We start from the raw sequence: 17,700 nt of genomic DNA, 5'->3' as shown, positions 1-17,700 counted from the left end.
GTCGCAGCTGACACTATGCGTGACCTATGGGCAGGAGACAACAGCTAGTTGCGACAGAAGTGTAACTTTTAGCACTGGATCAAAAAAGCCGCCGGCAAGCTGAGCTTGGGCGGCTTTGATTCATTTACAGAGGACTTATAGCACTTTTTGCTTTTCTGCGATCAGTTTCTCCACCACGCTTGGGTCGGCCAGGGTGGACGTATCACCCAGGGTTGCCGTGTCGCCGGTGGCAATCTTGCGCAGGATACGGCGCATGATTTTGCCCGAGCGGGTCTTCGGTAGTGCATCGGTCCAGTGCAGGAAGTCCGGTGTCGCGATTGGGCCGATTTCCTTGCGCACCCAGTCTTTGACTTCTTTGTGCAGCTCCGCCGATGGGATTTCGCCATCGTTGAGGGTGATATAGGCGTAGATAGCCTGGCCCTTGATATCGTGCGGTACCCCGACAATCGCCGCTTCGGCAATCTTGTCGAAGGCCACCAGTGCCGATTCGATTTCAGCCGTCCCCATGCGGTGACCGGAAATGTTCAGTACGTCATCGACACGACCGGTGATCCAGTAGTAACCGTCTTCATCGCGGCGGGCGCCGTCACCGGTAAAGTACATGCCTTTGAAGGTCGAGAAGTAGGTTTGCTCGAAGCGGTCATGATCGCCCCACAGGGTGCGCATTTGGCCTGGCCAGGAGTCGATCATCACCAGGTTACCCTCGGTAGCACCATCAAGGATGTTACCCATGTTATCGACCAATGCCGGCTGAACACCGAAGAACGGACGGGTTGCCGAACCTGGTTTAAGGGCGGTTGCGCCCGGTAGTGGCGTGATCAGAATACCGCCGGTTTCGGTCTGCCACCAGGTGTCGACAATCGGGCAGCGGCTGTCACCGATGGTGCGGTGGTACCACTCCCACGCTTCAGGATTGATAGGCTCGCCGACTGATCCCATGATACGCAGCGATGAACGTTTGGTGCCAGCAATGGCTTCATCGCCTTTTGCCATCAGGGCACGGATAGCGGTCGGTGCGGTATAAAGGATGTTGACGCTGTGTTTGTCGACCACTTCGCTCATGCGGCTGGTCGATGGGTAGTTCGGTACACCTTCAAACAGCAGGGTAGTCGCACCGTTGGCCAGCGGGCCATAGACAAGATAACTGTGTCCGGTGATCCAGCCCACATCGGCGGTACACCAGTAGATATCGCCTTCTTGGTAGTCGAAAACATATTTGAAGGTCATGGTGGCGTATACGAGGTAGCCGCCGGTGGTGTGCAGTACGCCTTTCGGCTTACCGGTTGAACCCGAGGTGTAGAGGATGAACAGCGGGTCTTCGGCATTCATTTCTTCTGGTTCACAGTGGGAAGAGGCAACGGCTGTCGCTTCATGCCACCAGACATCGCGGCTGCTGTCCCACTCAACGCTGCCGCCGGTGCGCTTGAACACAATCACTTTCTCGACGCTGGTGACTTCGTCGTTGGCCAGCGCATCATCGACATTTTTCTTCAGCGGTACCGCACGGCCGCCGCGGATCCCCTCATCGGCCGTGACCACGACCTTGGCATTGGAGTCGGTAATACGGCCGGCTAGGGCTTCTGGCGAGAAGCCACCGAATACAATGGTGTGGACCGCACCGATGCGGGTACAGGCCAGCATGGCAACCGCGGCTTCGGCAACCATTGGCATGTAAAGGCAAACCACATCACCTTTGCGTACGCCTTGGCTCTTCAGGGCATTGGCAAACTGGCACACTTGCTCGTGCAGTTCGTTATAGGTGAGGGTGGCATCATCAGCCGGGTCATCGCCTTCCCAGATAATGGCTGGCTGGTCGCCGCGGGTCGCCAGGTGGCGGTCAATACAGTTGGCTGACACGTTGAGGGTGCCGTCTGCGAACCAGTTGATGCTGACATGGCCGGTATCGAACGAGGTGTTCTTGACCTGGCTGAATGGCTTGATCCAGTCAACAATCTGGCCGTGCTCGCGCCAGAAGCCTTCCGGGTTGATCACAGACTGCTGGTACATTTCACGGTACTGCTCATCGGTAATATGGGCGTTGGCTGCGATGTCCTGGTTTACTGGATACACATGAACCTCACTCATTCTTTTCTCCTTGTGTTCCGTTAATGTCCGTACTGGACCGGATTATTCTGTATGCAGGTTTTGGCTTGCGTGGTTAATAACTTCCGACAGATCGCCGCAGGTCTCAATTAGACTTTAGGATGAGAGTGGGCGGAATGCGGGGAAAAGGCCGGTTTTGCAGCGCTGTTGCAGTCAAAAACTTGCGCTTTATCGCTGATAAAGCGCAAGAGATTAACTTTATAAGGTGTTGATTAGTCAGATTTCTTTGTCGGCCTGTCAGGCTTGTCTGGCAACAGGGTGAGGTAGATCACCGTGTTTTAGCCGAACGTAGATCATTGCAGCGGCAATGGCATCCTGCAGGGCATCGTGGCGCGGCGGTACCGGCAGGTCGAGGTGGCGGCTGATGGCCTCGAGGCTAAGGTCAAAATAGGCATTGGGCAGTTGGCGCTCGAGCTGCTCGTGGTAGAGGTGGCTGACCTCGACGGTCTTGTTGGGCAGCGGGAAACCGAAGTGGCGGCGGAAATAGCGGTCAAGGATCGTTTTGTCATAGCGGATATGGTAGCCGACCAACGGGCGGTTGCCGATAAAGGCCAGCAGCTTTTCCAGCGCCTGGCTTTCTTCCATGCCCTGGTTGAGATCCTGGTGGCGGATGCGGTGGATGGCCACCGAGCCGGCATCGAGGCTGGCCGGTGCGCGCAGGGTCAGGTGGATAGACTGGCTGGTCAGGATGCGGTTATCCTGGATCCGGGTCGCCGCGATGGTGACCAGCTCGGCACTGTGCGGATCTAAGCTGGTGGTTTCGCAGTCGAGCGAGACCAGCTCGGTGCCGCGGTAGCGGGAAAATAGGTCGCGGTACTCACTGTCCTTGAATTTATGGCGGTACCACCAGCGTTTGAGGGTATTGATCATCATTCTGCTCCTTGGCCGGTGCTAATCACGGATCTGGTAGTGGTACCCGAGCCATTCCTTGAATTTTTTCACCACATGCAGGCTATGGCGCAGCAAGTCACGGTCGGCACGGTTGAGCCGCTCGACATTGAGGTGCTGTTGCAAGCCACCGGCAGGAATATCCAGCTGCTGGCGCAGCCGCAATTTGATGAACAGCTTCAGCGCCTCGCTGAGGTTGGAGGCGGTCTCTGTTTCCAATACCTTGTGCTGTGCCAGCTGCTCGAGGCGGGTGAAGGTGTTGTTGTCCTCGATACCGTGCTCCAGCGCCAGCGCCCTCACACCGTGCACAATCGGGAAAATACCGCCACGCTTGATATCCAGCCCATCCTTGCCGGATTTCAACTTGCCGAACAAGGATAGCGGGACGCTAAAGCGCATGGCGGGGCGGGTGAAGGTGGCCAGCAGTAATTCCTGCTCGGCCATTTGCTGATGCAGTTGTTGTTTGATAGGGCGTAGCAGTTCGGGGTTGCCGGCGACGGCATGGCTGTCGGCGAGGATCGCCAAGTCCATCATTTCATTCTCGGTTCCCTTGCGGGCAAAGTCTTTTAGGGTATGTAACCACTCACTTTGGTGTTTGACCCATTTGGGGTTATTGACCATCACCTTGCCCGGGCAGAGCGGGTAGCCCAGCTGGTGCAGGGTGTGGGTCAGGGCTTCCATGGTGTCACCCAGCCCCGGCCATTCGACACCGTCTTCGATGATCAGGGCATTGTCCTGGTCGGTCTTGAGAATTTGCTCGCCGCGCCCTTCCGAGCCCATAACGACTAAGCAGCAGTGGTTCTGCAGTGCCTGCGGCACCACCAGGCGGAAGGCTTTTTCGATAATTTGCTCATTGACCGCCGCGATCAGCTCCATCACGAAACGGGTATGGATGCCGTTGTTGAACAGGGTCGCCACCAGCCGTGATTGGCTGCTGGCCGCCAGCGAGAGCTCCTCGACCGTTGTCGCGCGGGCGATCCGCAATGTCAGGACATGGGAATGGGTGGAAAATAGGCTCAGCACCTGGGTGAGATCCAGCATGCCCACCAGTGCTTCGCCGTCGGTGACGGATACCCGCTTTACCTTGTGCCGGGTCATCGCCAGCATCGCATTGAACAGGTAGTCGCCCTTGCTGATGCTGACTACCGGGCTGGTGGCCACCTCGCCAATCGCGGTGGTGGCTGGCAGATTGTCCAGCATCACCGCATGGAGCAAATTGGTGCGGGTAATTATGCCGTAGGGCTGTGTGTCACCGGCTTCGACCAAGGCGGCATCCATGCCCTGCTGCTGCAGTTTCACTGTCGCGGCGTGCAAATCACAGCTGCGCGGCAGGATCAGGCAAGGTTGGATATTGCTGTTGTCGACCCGAGTCAGGATGAATTCAGCCAAGTTCTGCTGGCGCTGCGCCTCTTCCAGCAACTGCTGGCGGCGGGCCAGGCTGGTATCGAAGTAGGCGGCAAACTGACTGTTGCTGCGGTAGAGATCGAGAAACAGCGGCTTGGGAAGCAGGTAGCACAAGGTATCTTCTAGCGCGGTATAGCGGTGGCGGCAACAAGATTCCAGCTGGGAGCGGACATCGAACAGATCATCGCTGGTGTAATGGGCATAGATTTCACGGCCGTCAGCGGCACTTTCCTCGACGCTTCCTTTGATGATGATGTAAAGCTGCTCGCTCGGTTTGCCGGCTTCGATCAGGATATCCCCGTGGCGGTAATAGGCTACATCGAGCGAGTCGATCAGACGCTGCTGCTGCGCGCTGCTGAGGCGGTCAAAAGGGGGCAGGGAGGTATCAAAGCTGTCTGACATGGCGCTCTCCGGAACGATTGGCACTGTATGCAGTGTCTGCCTGATGGCGCAAAAGCTCCAGACGACTTTAGTCTACTATCGGTAAAAAGGGTGGGCAGCAGGGGCGAAATGGGGGAAAGAAAAAGGGGGGAGAATTTCATTGGGGCGATGTTCCATTAAAGGCATAATAACGCCCAGATTATTTTCAGTACGATAGGACAAGGCATGTTTCGTAGTAGCCCTTACGGTTGGACCTCGCAGTACCTGCTGGGGTTTTTCTTTAATTATGGTGTTTATCTTCCGTTCTGGGCGTTGTGGTTGGCGTACCTTGAGGTCAGTGCCTCCAATATTGGCCTGTTGCTGGGACTGGGCTTTGGTGTCCGTTGCTTGGCTAATCTGGTGCTTACCCCGCGTATCCATAAAGTCGAGCATCTTATTCCTGCCCTGCGCGGCTTTAGTTTGGCGGCGTTGATCAGCTGTATTGCCTATATCTATTGTGGCGGAAGTTTGTGGGCACTTACCATCATAACAGTGATTTATAACATGATGGTCGGGCCGATTGTTCCGCTCTCTGATGCCTTGGCTAACCACTACGCCAAAGAAGGCCACCTCGACTATGGTCGAACCCGCCTGTGGGGCTCGATTGCCTTTATTGCTGGCTCTACCGTGGTGGGATTATTGGCGGCACAGTACAGCCCGGATGTGATCCCTTGGGTGGCGGCCGCGGGTTTGGTCGGGTCTCTACTGCTGGGGATGCGCCAGCCGACTATCCTGCCAGTTTCTGAGCCGGGTAGCCACGACCAGCCGCGTCCGGCACTGATGCAGCTCTTGCGTGATCCGGCGGTACTTCGTTTCCTGACCATTATTGCCTTGCTGCAGGGTAGCCATGCCGCCTACTACAGTTTCAGTGCTATTTACTGGAAGGAAGTCGGCTACAGCGAAGATGTGATTGGTTATCTGTGGAGCTTCTCGGTGGTGGCGGAAGTGGCGGTATTTGCCATGAGCAAACGCCTTTTTGCCGGTTGGTCAGTGGCGGGGATGTTCCGCCTGGCCGCTGTCGGCGTACTGATCCGCTGGGGGATCACTGCCAGTATGACCGAATTACCTTTGCTGATCGCAGCTCAGGCCCTGCACGGTGTGACGTTCGCCGCTTGTCACCTGGCCACTATCCGTTATATCCAGAAAGCACAGAGCAACCAGATGGTTGCCTTGCAGGCATTGTATAACGCCTTGCCGATGGGCGCTTTCATGGCCCTGATGACCGCGTTGAGCGGCTGGTTGTACGGCCTTTGGGGAGCCAATATCTTCTGGCTGATGGCGGCGATGGGGATCCCGGCGCTGCTGATGAAAGTCGAGCCCAAGGCTAGATGCCAGTTTGCCCAAGCGGGTGAAGTGGCCGATAACCAGTAATCCGGGCTTGGTTGTAGCACGCTGCAACCAAGAACTGTGATCCTGCTGATTGGTGAGTGCCGGTGGTTTGGTTACACTGGTGCTCACAATATATTCAAATCATTTGGGTATTATCAATTAGTTGGAGATAACACATGGCACAGGGATGGATTGTCGTGCCGGTCACTTTGGCTTATCTGGGGCTGTTGTTCTGGATAGCTTGGTACGGAGACCGAAAAAAACAGTGGATGTCACGCTGGCGGCCGTGGATTTACTGCCTGTCGATTGCCGTGTATTGTACTTCCTGGACCTTCTACGGCACGGTTGGCCAAGCCAGCCAGAATATCTGGTCCTTCCTTCCAATCTATATTGCACCGATTTTGGTGTTCACTTTCTTCTGGCGGGTACTCGCTAGGCTAATACTGATTGCCAAGCGCGAACATATCACTTCCATTGCTGACTTTATTGCGGCCCGTTACGGTAAATCGCAAGGCCTTGCGGTATTGGTCACGCTGATTGCCGTTGTCGGGATATTACCGTATATCGCCCTGCAGCTGCGTGGGATCACCATGGGGCTGGAGTTGGTTGCACCGGGACTGGGCCAGGATGTGGGTGTTCGCGGTGGGAATCACTCCGTCGATACGGCCTGGGTGGTAACGCTGGCGTTGGCGGTCTTTACCGTGTTGTTCGGGACCCGCCATATCGACAGTACCGAGCACCACCGTGGCATGATGATGGCGGTCGCGTTCGAATCCATTATCAAGCTGGTGGCGTTTTTGGTGGTCGGGGTGTTCGCGGTTGTATTGCTGTTTGATATTCCGGATCTGACAGCGGCCAGCCGCGAGTTGATCCAACCGGTGGCCCCTCATGTCGGCAGTTTGCTGATCCATACCTTGTTCACCATGGCTGCTATTATCTGTCTGCCGCGCCAGTTCCATACCACGGTGGTCGAGAACGAAAGAGCGCAGGACTTGCACCGGGCACGCTGGGTGTTCCCAGGCTACTTGCTGCTGATGGGGATTTTTGTCATTCCGCTGGCGCTGGCCGGGCAGGTTTGGCTGCCCCATATCGCCGCCGATACCTATGTGATTAACTTGCCGCTGCTGCATGGCGCTGAAGGCATCGCCTTGCTGGCCTTCCTCGGCGGAACCTCGGCCGCGAGCGGGATGGTGATTGTCTCGACCATCGCTCTTGCGATTATGGTCTCGAACGATCTGGTGCTGCCGATGCTGCTTCGCCGTATGCGTATCTCCGGCCGTAACCACCACGCCTTTTCGGGGATCCTGCTCAATATCCGCCGTGGTTTGATCTTGCTTCTGTTGTTGGCGGCATGGGGCTTCTACCAGATATTGGGCGAAATCCCATCGCTGTCGGCCATTGGCTTGCTGTCATTCGCGGCGATTGCCCAGTTTGCCCCGGCGCTGCTCGGCGGGATTTATTGGCGCGAAGGTAACCGCAATGGTGTCTATGCAGGCCTGCTCGGCGGCATCGCCATTTGGGGGGTGACCATGATGGGCCAGACCAATATGCTGGCAGGTACGGCGCAGACCAATATCTTGCTGTGGCTGCTCGCACCGCCGAACTGGCCGCTGCTTGGCGAGCTGTCCAGTGTTGACTGGGGCATGCTGCTGAGCCTGCTGGTTAATATCGGTCTTTATGTTAGTGTGTCCTTACTTTCTCGTTCAACCCTGACAGAAAGACTGCAGGCGGCCTCGTTTGTCGGTGCGCCGCTGCCGGAGAGTGGTGACAGCAGTTTGTACCAGACCCGGGTAACCGTGGCCGAGTTGGAGATGCTGGCGGCGAGGTTTGTTGGTCGCAAGCGTATTCGTCATGCCTTCCGTCAGTTTGGTGAGCAGCGCCATGAAGCCCTCCTGCCGCAGCAGCAAGCACCTTCCACCCTGATCCGCCATACCGAACGGGTATTGGCGGGGGTGTTCGGGGCTTCTTCTGCCCGCTTGGTCCTGACATCGGCGTTACAGGGACGCAAAATGCAACTGGAGGAGGTGGCGACGATTGTCGATGAAGCCTCAGAGCTGTTTGATTTCAGCCGCGGTCTGCTGCAGGGGGCAATTGAGCATATCAGCCAGGGCATTGCCGTGGTCGACAAGCAGCTGCGGCTGGTGGCCTGGAATCAGCGTTATACCGAACTGTTTACCTTCCCGCCAGGCTTGATCCAGGTCGGCAGGCCGATTGCCGATGTGATCCGCCACAATGCCGAACTGGGGCTGTGCGGCCCGGGCGATCCGGAAAGCCATGTCGCCAAGCGGGTCGAGCACCTGCAGCGCGGCACGGCACATACCTCTTCGCGCATCCGTCCCGATGGCCAGGTGATTGAGGTACAGGGCAACCCGATGCCCGGTGGTGGTTTTGTGATGAGCTTTACCGATATCACCGAGTTCCGCAATGCCGAGAAAGCCTTGCAGGAAGCCAATGAAACCCTGGAAGAGCGGGTCAGGCAACGAACCAGTGAGCTTGAGCGTCTTAACCGTCAATTGGTCAGTGCCACTCAGCAGGCAGAGCTTCAGGCCCATTCCAAAGGGCGGTTTTTGGCTGCGGTGAGTCATGACTTGATGCAGCCGCTCAATGCCGCCAGGTTGTTTTCTTCCTCGCTGGCGGAAGTCGCGAAAGAACAAGAAGCTGCCAAGTTGGCCCGCCATATCGAGAGTGCGCTCGGCGCGGCGGAAGATTTGATTGGCGATTTGCTGGATGTGTCACGGTTGGAGTCCGGCAAGCTGCAGGTCAATGTCCATGCGTTCCGGATCTGTGAGGTGCTTGATACCCTGAGTGCCGAGTTTGGCGCCTTGGCCCGCGAGCAGGAGATCACGTTCGAGGTCGTGCCCTGTAATGCGGTGATCCATTCAGACCCCAAATTGTTGCGCCGGGCACTGCAGAACTTTCTCACCAATGCGTTTCGCTATAACCCGAAGGGTAAGGTGGTGCTGGGCGTTCGCCGCCGTGGTAGTGAGCTTCAGGTCGAGGTATGGGACAACGGCCCGGGTATCCCCGAGGAGAAACAAGCTCATATTTTCGATGAATTTACCCGTATCGAACGCAGCGGGGTCGATCACGGTCTGGGGCTGGGCCTTGCCATTGCCCGCGGGATCAGCCGGGTGTTGGAGCATACCTTGTCTCTGCGTTCATGGCCGGGCAAGGGCACGGTGTTTTCCCTCGGGGTACGCCGGGGGGTGTTGGTTGAGGCCAAGGCGGCGAAGAAACCGGTGGCGACAGACAAGCCCCCAGCCCCACTGGCTGAGCTCAAAGTGCTGTGCGTCGATAACGAGCCGGATATTTTGCTGGGGATGGAAACCTTGCTGGCTCGCTGGGGCTGCGAAACCCGCCTGGCCGAAACGGTCACCGCCGCGATGCAGCAGTTGGCCGATGGCTGGCAGCCCGATTTTGTCTTGAGCGATTACCATCTCACCGGAGGTGAAACCGGCTTGCAGGTCTTGCAGCAGTGCACCCTGAAACTCGGTAAGTGTTTCCGTGGTGCGGTGATCAGTGCCGATAGAACCGAGGAGACCAAGGCGATGATTGAGGGGCACGGTTTTAGTTTTATCAGCAAGCCGGTCAAACCGCTTAAGCTGAGGGCGCTGCTTAACCAGCACCAGAAGGCGAGCGCTAAAATGTAGGAAAAGAAAAAACGGAGCCATGAAGGTTCCGTTTTTATTTGCTTTTCAGGACGTTTGATTAGTGATCGTGCGCAGCACCGGCACCTTTCGGATAGCGGATGGACTCCACCATATCCTGCACGTCTTTCGGTACTTCAGCGGTGAACTTGTTCACGACAATCGAGACTACGAAGTTCACACACATACCTAGTGTACCGATACCCTCAGGGCTGATACCGAACCACCAGTTTTCAGGGGTGCTTGCCGCTGGGTTAATGAACTTGAAGTAAATGATGTAGCTGGCGGTGAAGGCAATACCTGTCAGCATACCGGCAATCGCCCCTTCCTTGTTCATTTTCTTGTAGAAGATACCCAGGATAATCGCTGGGAAGAAGGAAGCGGCTGCCAAGCCGAAGGCGAAGGCCACAACCTGTGCCACGAAGCCCGGCGGATTGATACCCAGGTAACCTGCCCCCACGATGGCGACAATGGCAGCGACACGGGCGGCGAGCAGCTCCTGTTTGTCGGTCATATTGGGCTTGAAGCCTTTTTTCAGCAAGTCATGGGATATCGAGGTCGAGATCACCAGTAGCAGACCTGCCGCAGTCGATAGCGCTGCTGCCAGACCACCGGCTGCCAGTAAGGCAACCACCCAGTTCGGTAGTTTCGCCAGCTCGGGAGAAGCCAGTACGATGATGTCACGGTTAATGGTCATCTCGTTGCGCTCATCGCCCGAGTAGAACATCTTGCCGTCGCCGTTCTTGTCTTCCCAGCCGACTAGGCCAGTACTTTCCCAGTTTTTATACCAGCTTGGTGCATCTGCCGCAGCAACCCCCTGCATGTCCGGACCATTGATGGTCTCAATCATGTTGACACGGGCAAACGCGGCCACACCCGGTGCTGTGGTGTATAGCAAAGAGATAAACAGCAGTGCCCAGCCAGCAGAGATACGAGCATCACGCACTTTAGGCACGGTGAAGAAACGGATGATAACGTGCGGCAGGCCTGCAGTACCGACCATCAGGGCGGCACAGATGAAGAAGACATCCACCATGCTCTTGTTACCTTCGGTATAGGCGGTAAATCCGAGCTCTTCGGTTAAGCCATCGAGTTTATCCAACAGATAGACGTCGGTGCCCGAGATGGTCGACCCCATACCAATTTGCGGGAACGGATTGCCGGTCATCATGATTGAGGTGAAGATAGCCGGGACAAGGAAGGCGAAAATGAGCACACAGAATTGAGCAACCTGCGTATAAGTGATGCCTTTCATGCCACCCAGTACGGCGTAGAAGAACACAATCCCCATACCGATGATGATACCCAGGTTGATATCCACCTCGAGGAAACGGGAGAACACCACGCCCACCCCACGCATCTGACCCGCGACATAGGTAAAGGAAACGAAGATGGCACAGAAGACCGCCACCATACGCGCGGTTTTGGAGTAGTAGCGCTCACCGATGAAATCAGGCACGGTGAACTGGCCAAATTTACGCAGGTAAGGTGCCAGGCAAAGTGCCAGCAGCACGTAGCCCCCGGTCCAGCCCATCAGGTATACCGCACCGTCGTAACCGACGAATGAGATAATACCGGCCATCGAGATAAATGAGGCCGCCGACATCCAGTCTGCCGCGGTCGCCATGCCGTTGGCGACAGGATGGACACCGCCTCCGGCGACGTAGAATTCACTGGTAGACCCGGCGCGGGCCCAGACAGCGATACCGATGTACAGTGCGAATGTGATGCCGACGAGAATAAACGTCCAAGTTTGAATATCCATGTTCTAAACCCCTAGTCTTCCTGTACGTTGTATTTCTTGTCGAGCGCATTCATACGCGCTACATAGACAAAAATCAGGGCAACAAAGGTATAGATTGACCCTTGTTGAGCGAACCAAAACCCAAGCTTGAAACCGCCCAGTTGAATGGTGTTGAGCGCATCGACAAATAAGATCCCTGCGCAGTAAGACACTACAAACCAGATGGCCAGCAGCGCGCCCATAATTCCCAAGTTTTCCTTCCAGTAGGCTTGAGCATGTTCTGTTGATTCGAACGCCATTGCCTTCTCCTTTCACGTCGTCATAAATCACGTTAATGAAATGTTACGTGTTGACAATAGCAATGAATGGCTAAGGAAACAGTGCAACTTTAGTCGAGCGGAAAACGGCAAAATCGCTGACTTGGCAGCGATTTTGTGAACTCAGGCGGAAATTGAGGATGTTGAGAAAATGTTACGTTAGCCGAAAGTCTAACGGGGCAATGAATAAATTACGGGTTGATATCCATTTGCTGCAGCAAAATGACTGCCTGGGTGCGGTTCTTGACCCCGAGCTTGCGGAAAATGGCGGTCATATGGGCTTTTATCGTGGCTTCGGAGACATTGAGTTCATAGGCGATCTGCTTGTTGAGCAGGCCGTCGGAGAGCATCCCCAATACCTTGTATTGCTGTGGGGTGAGGGCCGCGATTTTATCGGTCAGCTCGCTCAACTCTTCGTTGTCTTCTCCTAGCCCTTCCGGGAACACCGGCTCGCCATCAAGCACCTGGTTGAGCGAACTGATCAGCGCCCGCATATCACTGGACTTGGGGATAAAGCCAAATGCGCCGTGGCTGCGCACCTGACGGATCACGCTGGCCTCTTCGCTGGCGGAAATTACCACGATCGGCAGATCAGGGTATTGGCTGCGGAGCTGGATCAGTCCCGACATGCCGTTGGCTCCGGGCATCTTGAGATCGAGCAGGAGCAGGTCGACATCGTCTTCTTTATCGAGCAGGGTGAGCAGGCTGTCGAGCGAGTCGGCTTCGAGCAGGTTGGCCCCGCTGAACGCCATATGCACGGATTGAAACAGTGCATTACGGAACAGCGGGTGGTCATCGGCAATCACTATCGTGTACTGGGCGTCCATGGCAATCACATCTTGTTGTTTTTAATAACGCTATCACTGCCTTGAGAGTAGATCAATTTGTTAACACTCAAGATCTGAACTGGATCAGACCAGTGTGTCAGTGTTGTGCAACCGGCGCAGCAATAGCGGGAGAGAGAGTGGTGAAATCGGAGGGGTAAGCTGGCGGAGGATGGTACCTGCGATATGATGGGGTAGGGGGTGAGATGCGGTCTCCGGTAGCAAAAACCGCATCGCCAACAGGGCTCGTTAGCCAGACACGCTTAACGGGTCAGCTGGTGGTTGACCAGGTGGGCAAGGAAAGGCTCGGCCTTCATAAAGCCGGTCAGGCGTGCGCCCTCCATCCGGTTGCCATTGCTGTCCCAGAAATCCAGGGTCGGCAAGCCGAGCACATCCATGGCTTGCAATAGCTCGATATCGGCCGGCGAGCTCTGGGTGACGTCGGCCTGCAGCAGGATGAAGTGACCGAGCTGTTTGGCCACGGCCGGATCATGGAAAGTGTACTTCTCGAATTCCTTGCAGGCCACGCACCAGTCGGCGTAGAAATCCAGCATCACCGGCCGTTGCTGGGCTTTGGCTTCTTCAAGCGCCAGAGTCAGATCATCGATACTGCTGACGCGCTTGAATTCGACGCTGACGGCCTGCTCCGTGGCCATGCGCGCCGTGGAGCCTTTTAGCATGAGGTAGAGCGGCTGGACCGAGATAAACAAGCCGACAATCGCCACGACCGCCAGGGTGCTGCTGCGCCACGATACCGCCAGGGTATTTTTGACATGGTAGAGCCAGCCAAAGGCGGCAATACCGAGCAGCGACCACAGGTAGGGCATCAGGTAGCCTGGCAAGATACGTTCAAGCAGGAACAGCGGCACCGCCAGCAGGACAAAACCGAAGAAGGTTTTGACATGGTTCATCCAGTTACCGGCTTTGGGCAGCAGCTTGTTGCCGAACATCGCAGCGAGGATCAGCGGGATCCCCATACCGATAGCTAGGGCGTAAAGGGTCACGGCCCCGGTCAGCAAGTCGCCGCTCTGGGCAACATAGATCAGGGCGCCGGACAGCGGCGCGGTGGTGCATGGCGAGCAGACCAGCCCGGAGATCGCCCCCATGGCGAACACGCCGCCAGAGCTACCGCCTTGCTGCTTGTTGCTCAGGCCGTTGAGCCAGGTTTGGATGCTGCTCGGCAGTTGCAGGGTGTACATGCCGAACATCGACATTGCCAGCGTTACGAACAGCACACTCAGGCCGATCAGGATATACGGGTGCTGCAGGGCGGCTTGGAACTGCATCCCGGCAGAGGCAACCACCAAGCCGAGCAGGGTATAGGTCAGCGCCATGCCCTGGACGTAGATAAAGGCGAGGCGGAAGGCGCGGCCGTGGCTGAGCTGGCCGTTGCCAAGCACGATACCGCTCAGGATCGGGTACATCGGTAGCACGCAGGGGGTGAAGGCCAGACCGATCCCCAATGCCAGGAACACCAGCGGCGTCCACCACCGCTCAGCCAAATCGCTGGCGAGCCTGTCCTGCGTTGACACAGGTGCGACGGTTGCCGGTGAGGAGTCAGTACTTACTATGTTTTCGTCGGCTACCGAGGCGGCCGGCTGGCTTGCTGGCACCTGCAGGGCTGTGTTCGCGCCCGCGGCGACAGCGCTGAGCGGCACTTGGCGGATCTCCGGCGGGTAGCAGAAGCCGGCTTCGGCACAGCCCTGGTAGCGCACGGTCAGGGTATCGTTGTCGTTGGCTTGCTGCACGGGGACGGTCAGGGTCAGCGGCTCGGTGTAGATGTTGACCTCACCGAAGAACTCATCGTGGTAGGGTTTGCCGGCAGGGATGTCGATGCGGCCAAGCGAGGCCGCGTCCGAGCTCACCGAGAGCTGGTGCTGGTAGAGGTAGTAACCGGGTTTGATCTGCCAGTCGAGGTAGACCCGGTCTCCCTGCTGGGTGAAGTTGAAGCGGAAGGCTTCATCGACGGTCACAAAGGTGTTGGGGGCGCTGTTAAAGCCTGTCAACTTGAACGCTGAGGCGGGGAGGCTGAGCACCAGCAGGCTGAGCAAGGCCAGTAGCGACAGGCTCCAAGCTGAAGCTAACCGACCTGCCGCGCGATGGAGTTGTTGTCGTAATCGTGTCATAGATTCTGGCTCGTCGATGAGTTGCCCGGCCAAATAGGGTGGCAGGGAAAGAATAGCAAGTTTGGCGCAGTGAAATCGTGCGCCGTAAAGTAACTATACTCTGTCAGACCGAGTTAATCAGTGTTTGGTTTCACTTGGTTGCTTGTTGAGTGTGCCCGAGTGCATCACGCATGAAATCGGTGAAGATCTGGATGTGGGCGGGAACATAGCCCAAGCGCTGGTAGAGCATGTATATCGGGCGTGGTGGCGAGTACCAGCTTTCCATCATGGGCGAGAGTTGCCCGGAGGAAAAGGCGTCGGCCACCACATAGTTGGGCAGGCTGGCAATCCCCAAGCCTTGGATGGCGGCTTGCTTGATGCTATTGAGATCGGCAATCGCCATTCTGACCGGGGAGTTAATCCAGATGGTTTCCTGACTATTTCGCTTGTTAGTTAGTGCCCACTCGAATTCTGGCACGCTGGCGAGGCGGGCATGGTCGTTGAGCTCGTCGGGATGGGCCGGTGCGCCTTGGCTGGCGAGGTAGGCCGGGCTGGCGACTAGCACCCGCTGCGACTCGCCGATATTGGCGGCGGCGAAACTGGAATCCGGCTGCTGGCCGACCCGGAAGACTACGTCGTACTGTTCAGGGCTGTAGTCATGGTGCTGGTTGGACAGGTGGGTCAGCGACAGGGTGATCTCTGGGTATTGGGCCAGGAACTGGTTGAACAGCGGCATCAGCCGGTAGGTCAGCAGGCCGACCGGTGCAGAGACACGCAGCGCGCCCTGTGGTTGGTTGTGGCTGCTGTCGTGTAACTCGGCAGTCGCGGACTCGAGTTGTGCCAGCAGCGGCTGGCACCGTTCGAAGTAGTCCCGGCCGAGCGGGGTCAGCGACACATTGCGGCTGTCTCGGATCACCAATTGGCTGCCGAGGGTATCTTCCAACCGCTGGAGCCGCCGGCTCAGGGTGGTGGGGGGAATATCTAATGCACTGGCGGCTGCTCTGAAACTTCCGTGTTGGGCAATCGCTATCAGGGTGCGCAGGTCATCTAGCTTCATACCATTTTTGCATCGCTGCATAACACTTTTACCTCTATCACCAAGTGGCCTCAATGGCTACTATTAGCGGGCAGGCTTTCCTGTCTTGGCCTGCTCTGTAGCAAAATGAGACATGAATCCGGTCGGGATGTTGGGATTGACGTCACTACCGGAATGAGCAAATACGTCGGGAATCCGTATCTGCTCTGAGTCTTCGCCCTAGGACGGGGCGGAGACATTAATTACCATTCTAACGCTTCTTCTCGGTTCAAACCCTGAACCAAACATCGCATATTGTTATTTATATCATTTGTCTTGGCTATTGGTGCCGAGTTGCTTTCGTATACCTAAATCTATTCACTGCAAAGTGACGCATTGTTAGCGAATCTATTGCGTGTCAGCGTAAGTAACTATTTACTTTCTGCCTCAAGCCTCAAGCCTCAAGCCTCAAGCCTCAAGCCTCAAGCCTCAAGCCTCAAGCCTCAAGCCTCAAGCCTCAAGCCTCAAGCCTCAAGCCTCAAGCCAATAAAAAAGGCCGCCCGTAGGCGACCTTGATAGGGAGCAATTATCCTTAATTACAGGATGATGCCACCGAATACGAAACCTAGCGCCACAGACGTTGCGATAGTTACCACACCCGGGATGAAGAATGGGTGGTTGAAGACTAGGTTACCGATACGGGTAGAGCCTGTGTCATCCATCTCAACGGCTGCAAGTAGCGTTGGGTAAGTCGGTAGTACGAATAGCGCACTTACTGCCGCGAAAGAAGCGATAGCGGTCAGCGGAGCAACACCGATAGCCAATGCAGCAGGCATTAGCGCGGTAGTGGTTGCGCCCTGAGAGTAAAGCAGCATAGAAGCAAAGAACAGAACCAGTGCTAGCATCCATGGGTAGTCGCTCAGTAGAGAGCCTGCCACTTCTTTGATGCCGTCAACGTGGCCGTTAACGAACGTAGAACCAAGCCATGCCACACCCAGTACACACACACATGCAGTCATACCTGAGCGGAATGTTGGAGCCGCTGGGATTTTCGCTGCATCGATACCGGTAGTGAACACGATAGCCGCTGCTGCCGCTAGCATGAAGGTCATGATCGCTTCGTTACGACCAAGCGCTGGGTTCTCGATCAGGCCAACAGAGCTTGAGATAGCTGCAGCGTAAGCAACAACGATCAGGATTGCACCCAAGAAGATGAAGGTGGCTTTCTTCGCTGACGCTGGGATTTCACGCTTGGTTGAACCCTGTAGCTTGATCAGGCCTTTTTCCAGACGCTCTTGGTAAACAACGTCATCTTTTAGCTCACAGCCTAGGAAGTTAGCGACGAATGCACCCACCATACAAGCAATGAAGGTTGTTGGGATACAGATAGCCAGCAGGGTTAGGTAGCCCACTCCGAGCGGTTCTAGAATGCCAGAGAAGAAGACAACCGCTGCGGAGATAGGCGATGCGGTGATCGCGATTTGAGAAGCAACAACAGCGATAGATAGCGGACGCGAAGGACGGATACCTTGCTCTTTAGCTACTTCAGCGATAACTGGAAGCGTTGAGAACGCCGTGTGACCAGTACCTGCCATTAGGGTCATCAGGTAAGTCACGATAGGTGCGTAGAAAGTAATACGCTTAGGGTTCTTACGCAGGAAGTTTTCGGCTAGTTCAACCAGCCAGTCCATACCACCGGCAACCTGCATAGCAGCGATCGCAGTGATAACAGACATGATGATAAGGATTACGTCAATTGGGATATAGCTTTGGCTTGTTGGCATACCCAACAGCAGGGAAAGCACGATAACACCGGCGCCACCTGCCAGACCAATACCAATACCACCAATTCGGGCGCCCAAGAAAATGAACGCGAGAACGACTAATAGTTCTACACCAACCAT

Annotated in this window: 11 protein-coding genes; 2 read left to right on the top strand and 9 right to left on the bottom strand. The window is 56.2% G+C overall.

What is annotated here, in order from left to right:
- Positions 1 to 135 precede the first annotated feature (135 nt).
- From acs to C9J03_RS22675, 3 genes are all read right to left on the bottom strand, one after another.
- Complete coding sequence (acs, locus tag C9J03_RS22685; protein ID WP_044622074.1) at positions 136 to 2,085, bottom strand: acetate--CoA ligase; 1,950 nt, start codon at positions 2,083 to 2,085, stop codon at positions 136 to 138.
- Between the two features lie 255 nt (positions 2,086 to 2,340).
- Entirely contained in the window at positions 2,341 to 2,970 is a 630-nt protein-coding gene (locus C9J03_RS22680; protein ID WP_044624332.1) for a 3'-5' exonuclease, read from the bottom strand.
- A 24-nt stretch (positions 2,971 to 2,994) separates the two neighbouring features.
- Complete coding sequence (locus C9J03_RS22675) at positions 2,995 to 4,797, bottom strand: putative nucleotidyltransferase substrate binding domain-containing protein (protein WP_044622073.1); 1,803 nt, start codon at positions 4,795 to 4,797, stop codon at positions 2,995 to 2,997.
- Positions 4,798 to 5,001: 204 nt separating this feature from the next.
- On the opposite strand from C9J03_RS22675, the gene C9J03_RS22670 reads away from it, so the two are divergent.
- Positions 5,002 to 6,186, top strand: coding sequence for a 3-phenylpropionate MFS transporter (locus tag C9J03_RS22670; RefSeq protein WP_044622072.1), 1,185 nt, complete (start codon positions 5,002 to 5,004; stop codon positions 6,184 to 6,186).
- Positions 6,187 to 6,320: 134 nt separating this feature from the next.
- A complete protein-coding gene (locus C9J03_RS22665) occupies positions 6,321 to 9,794 on the top strand; it encodes a hybrid sensor histidine kinase/response regulator (RefSeq protein WP_044622071.1) in 3,474 nt (1,157 codons plus the stop codon).
- Positions 9,795 to 9,852: 58 nt separating this feature from the next.
- Here C9J03_RS22665 and C9J03_RS22660 read toward each other — a convergent pair whose 3' ends face one another.
- The 6 genes from C9J03_RS22660 to C9J03_RS22635 form a co-directional block, all read right to left on the bottom strand.
- Positions 9,853 to 11,556 carry a sodium:solute symporter family protein gene (locus C9J03_RS22660; protein ID WP_039458662.1) on the bottom strand — a complete coding sequence of 568 codons (1,704 nt, stop codon included), beginning with the start codon at positions 11,554 to 11,556 and terminating at the stop codon, positions 9,853 to 9,855.
- A gap of 11 nt (positions 11,557 to 11,567) precedes the next feature.
- Positions 11,568 to 11,834, bottom strand: coding sequence for a DUF4212 domain-containing protein (locus tag C9J03_RS22655; protein ID WP_039458659.1), 267 nt, complete (start codon positions 11,832 to 11,834; stop codon positions 11,568 to 11,570).
- Positions 11,835 to 12,043: 209 nt separating this feature from the next.
- Positions 12,044 to 12,679: a response regulator transcription factor gene (locus tag C9J03_RS22650; protein WP_044622070.1), complete on the bottom strand. Its 636-nt coding sequence runs from the start codon at positions 12,677 to 12,679 to the stop codon at positions 12,044 to 12,046.
- A 260-nt stretch (positions 12,680 to 12,939) separates the two neighbouring features.
- Positions 12,940 to 14,802: a protein-disulfide reductase DsbD gene (locus tag C9J03_RS22645; protein ID WP_044622069.1), complete on the bottom strand. Its 1,863-nt coding sequence runs from the start codon at positions 14,800 to 14,802 to the stop codon at positions 12,940 to 12,942.
- A gap of 130 nt (positions 14,803 to 14,932) precedes the next feature.
- A complete protein-coding gene (locus tag C9J03_RS22640) occupies positions 14,933 to 15,838 on the bottom strand; it encodes a LysR family transcriptional regulator (protein WP_231580694.1) in 906 nt (301 codons plus the stop codon).
- Positions 15,839 to 16,392: 554 nt separating this feature from the next.
- Positions 16,393 to 17,700 (bottom strand): anaerobic C4-dicarboxylate transporter, encoded by a 1,308-nt coding sequence (locus tag C9J03_RS22635; protein WP_039459785.1) that lies wholly within the window; start codon positions 17,698 to 17,700, stop codon positions 16,393 to 16,395.

Source organism: Photobacterium gaetbulicola, assembly GCF_003025515.1.
GTDB lineage: Bacteria > Pseudomonadota > Gammaproteobacteria > Enterobacterales > Vibrionaceae > Photobacterium > Photobacterium gaetbulicola.
The sequence above is the reverse complement of the archived record's forward strand: the minus strand, read 5'-3'. Positions and strand labels throughout refer to the sequence as shown.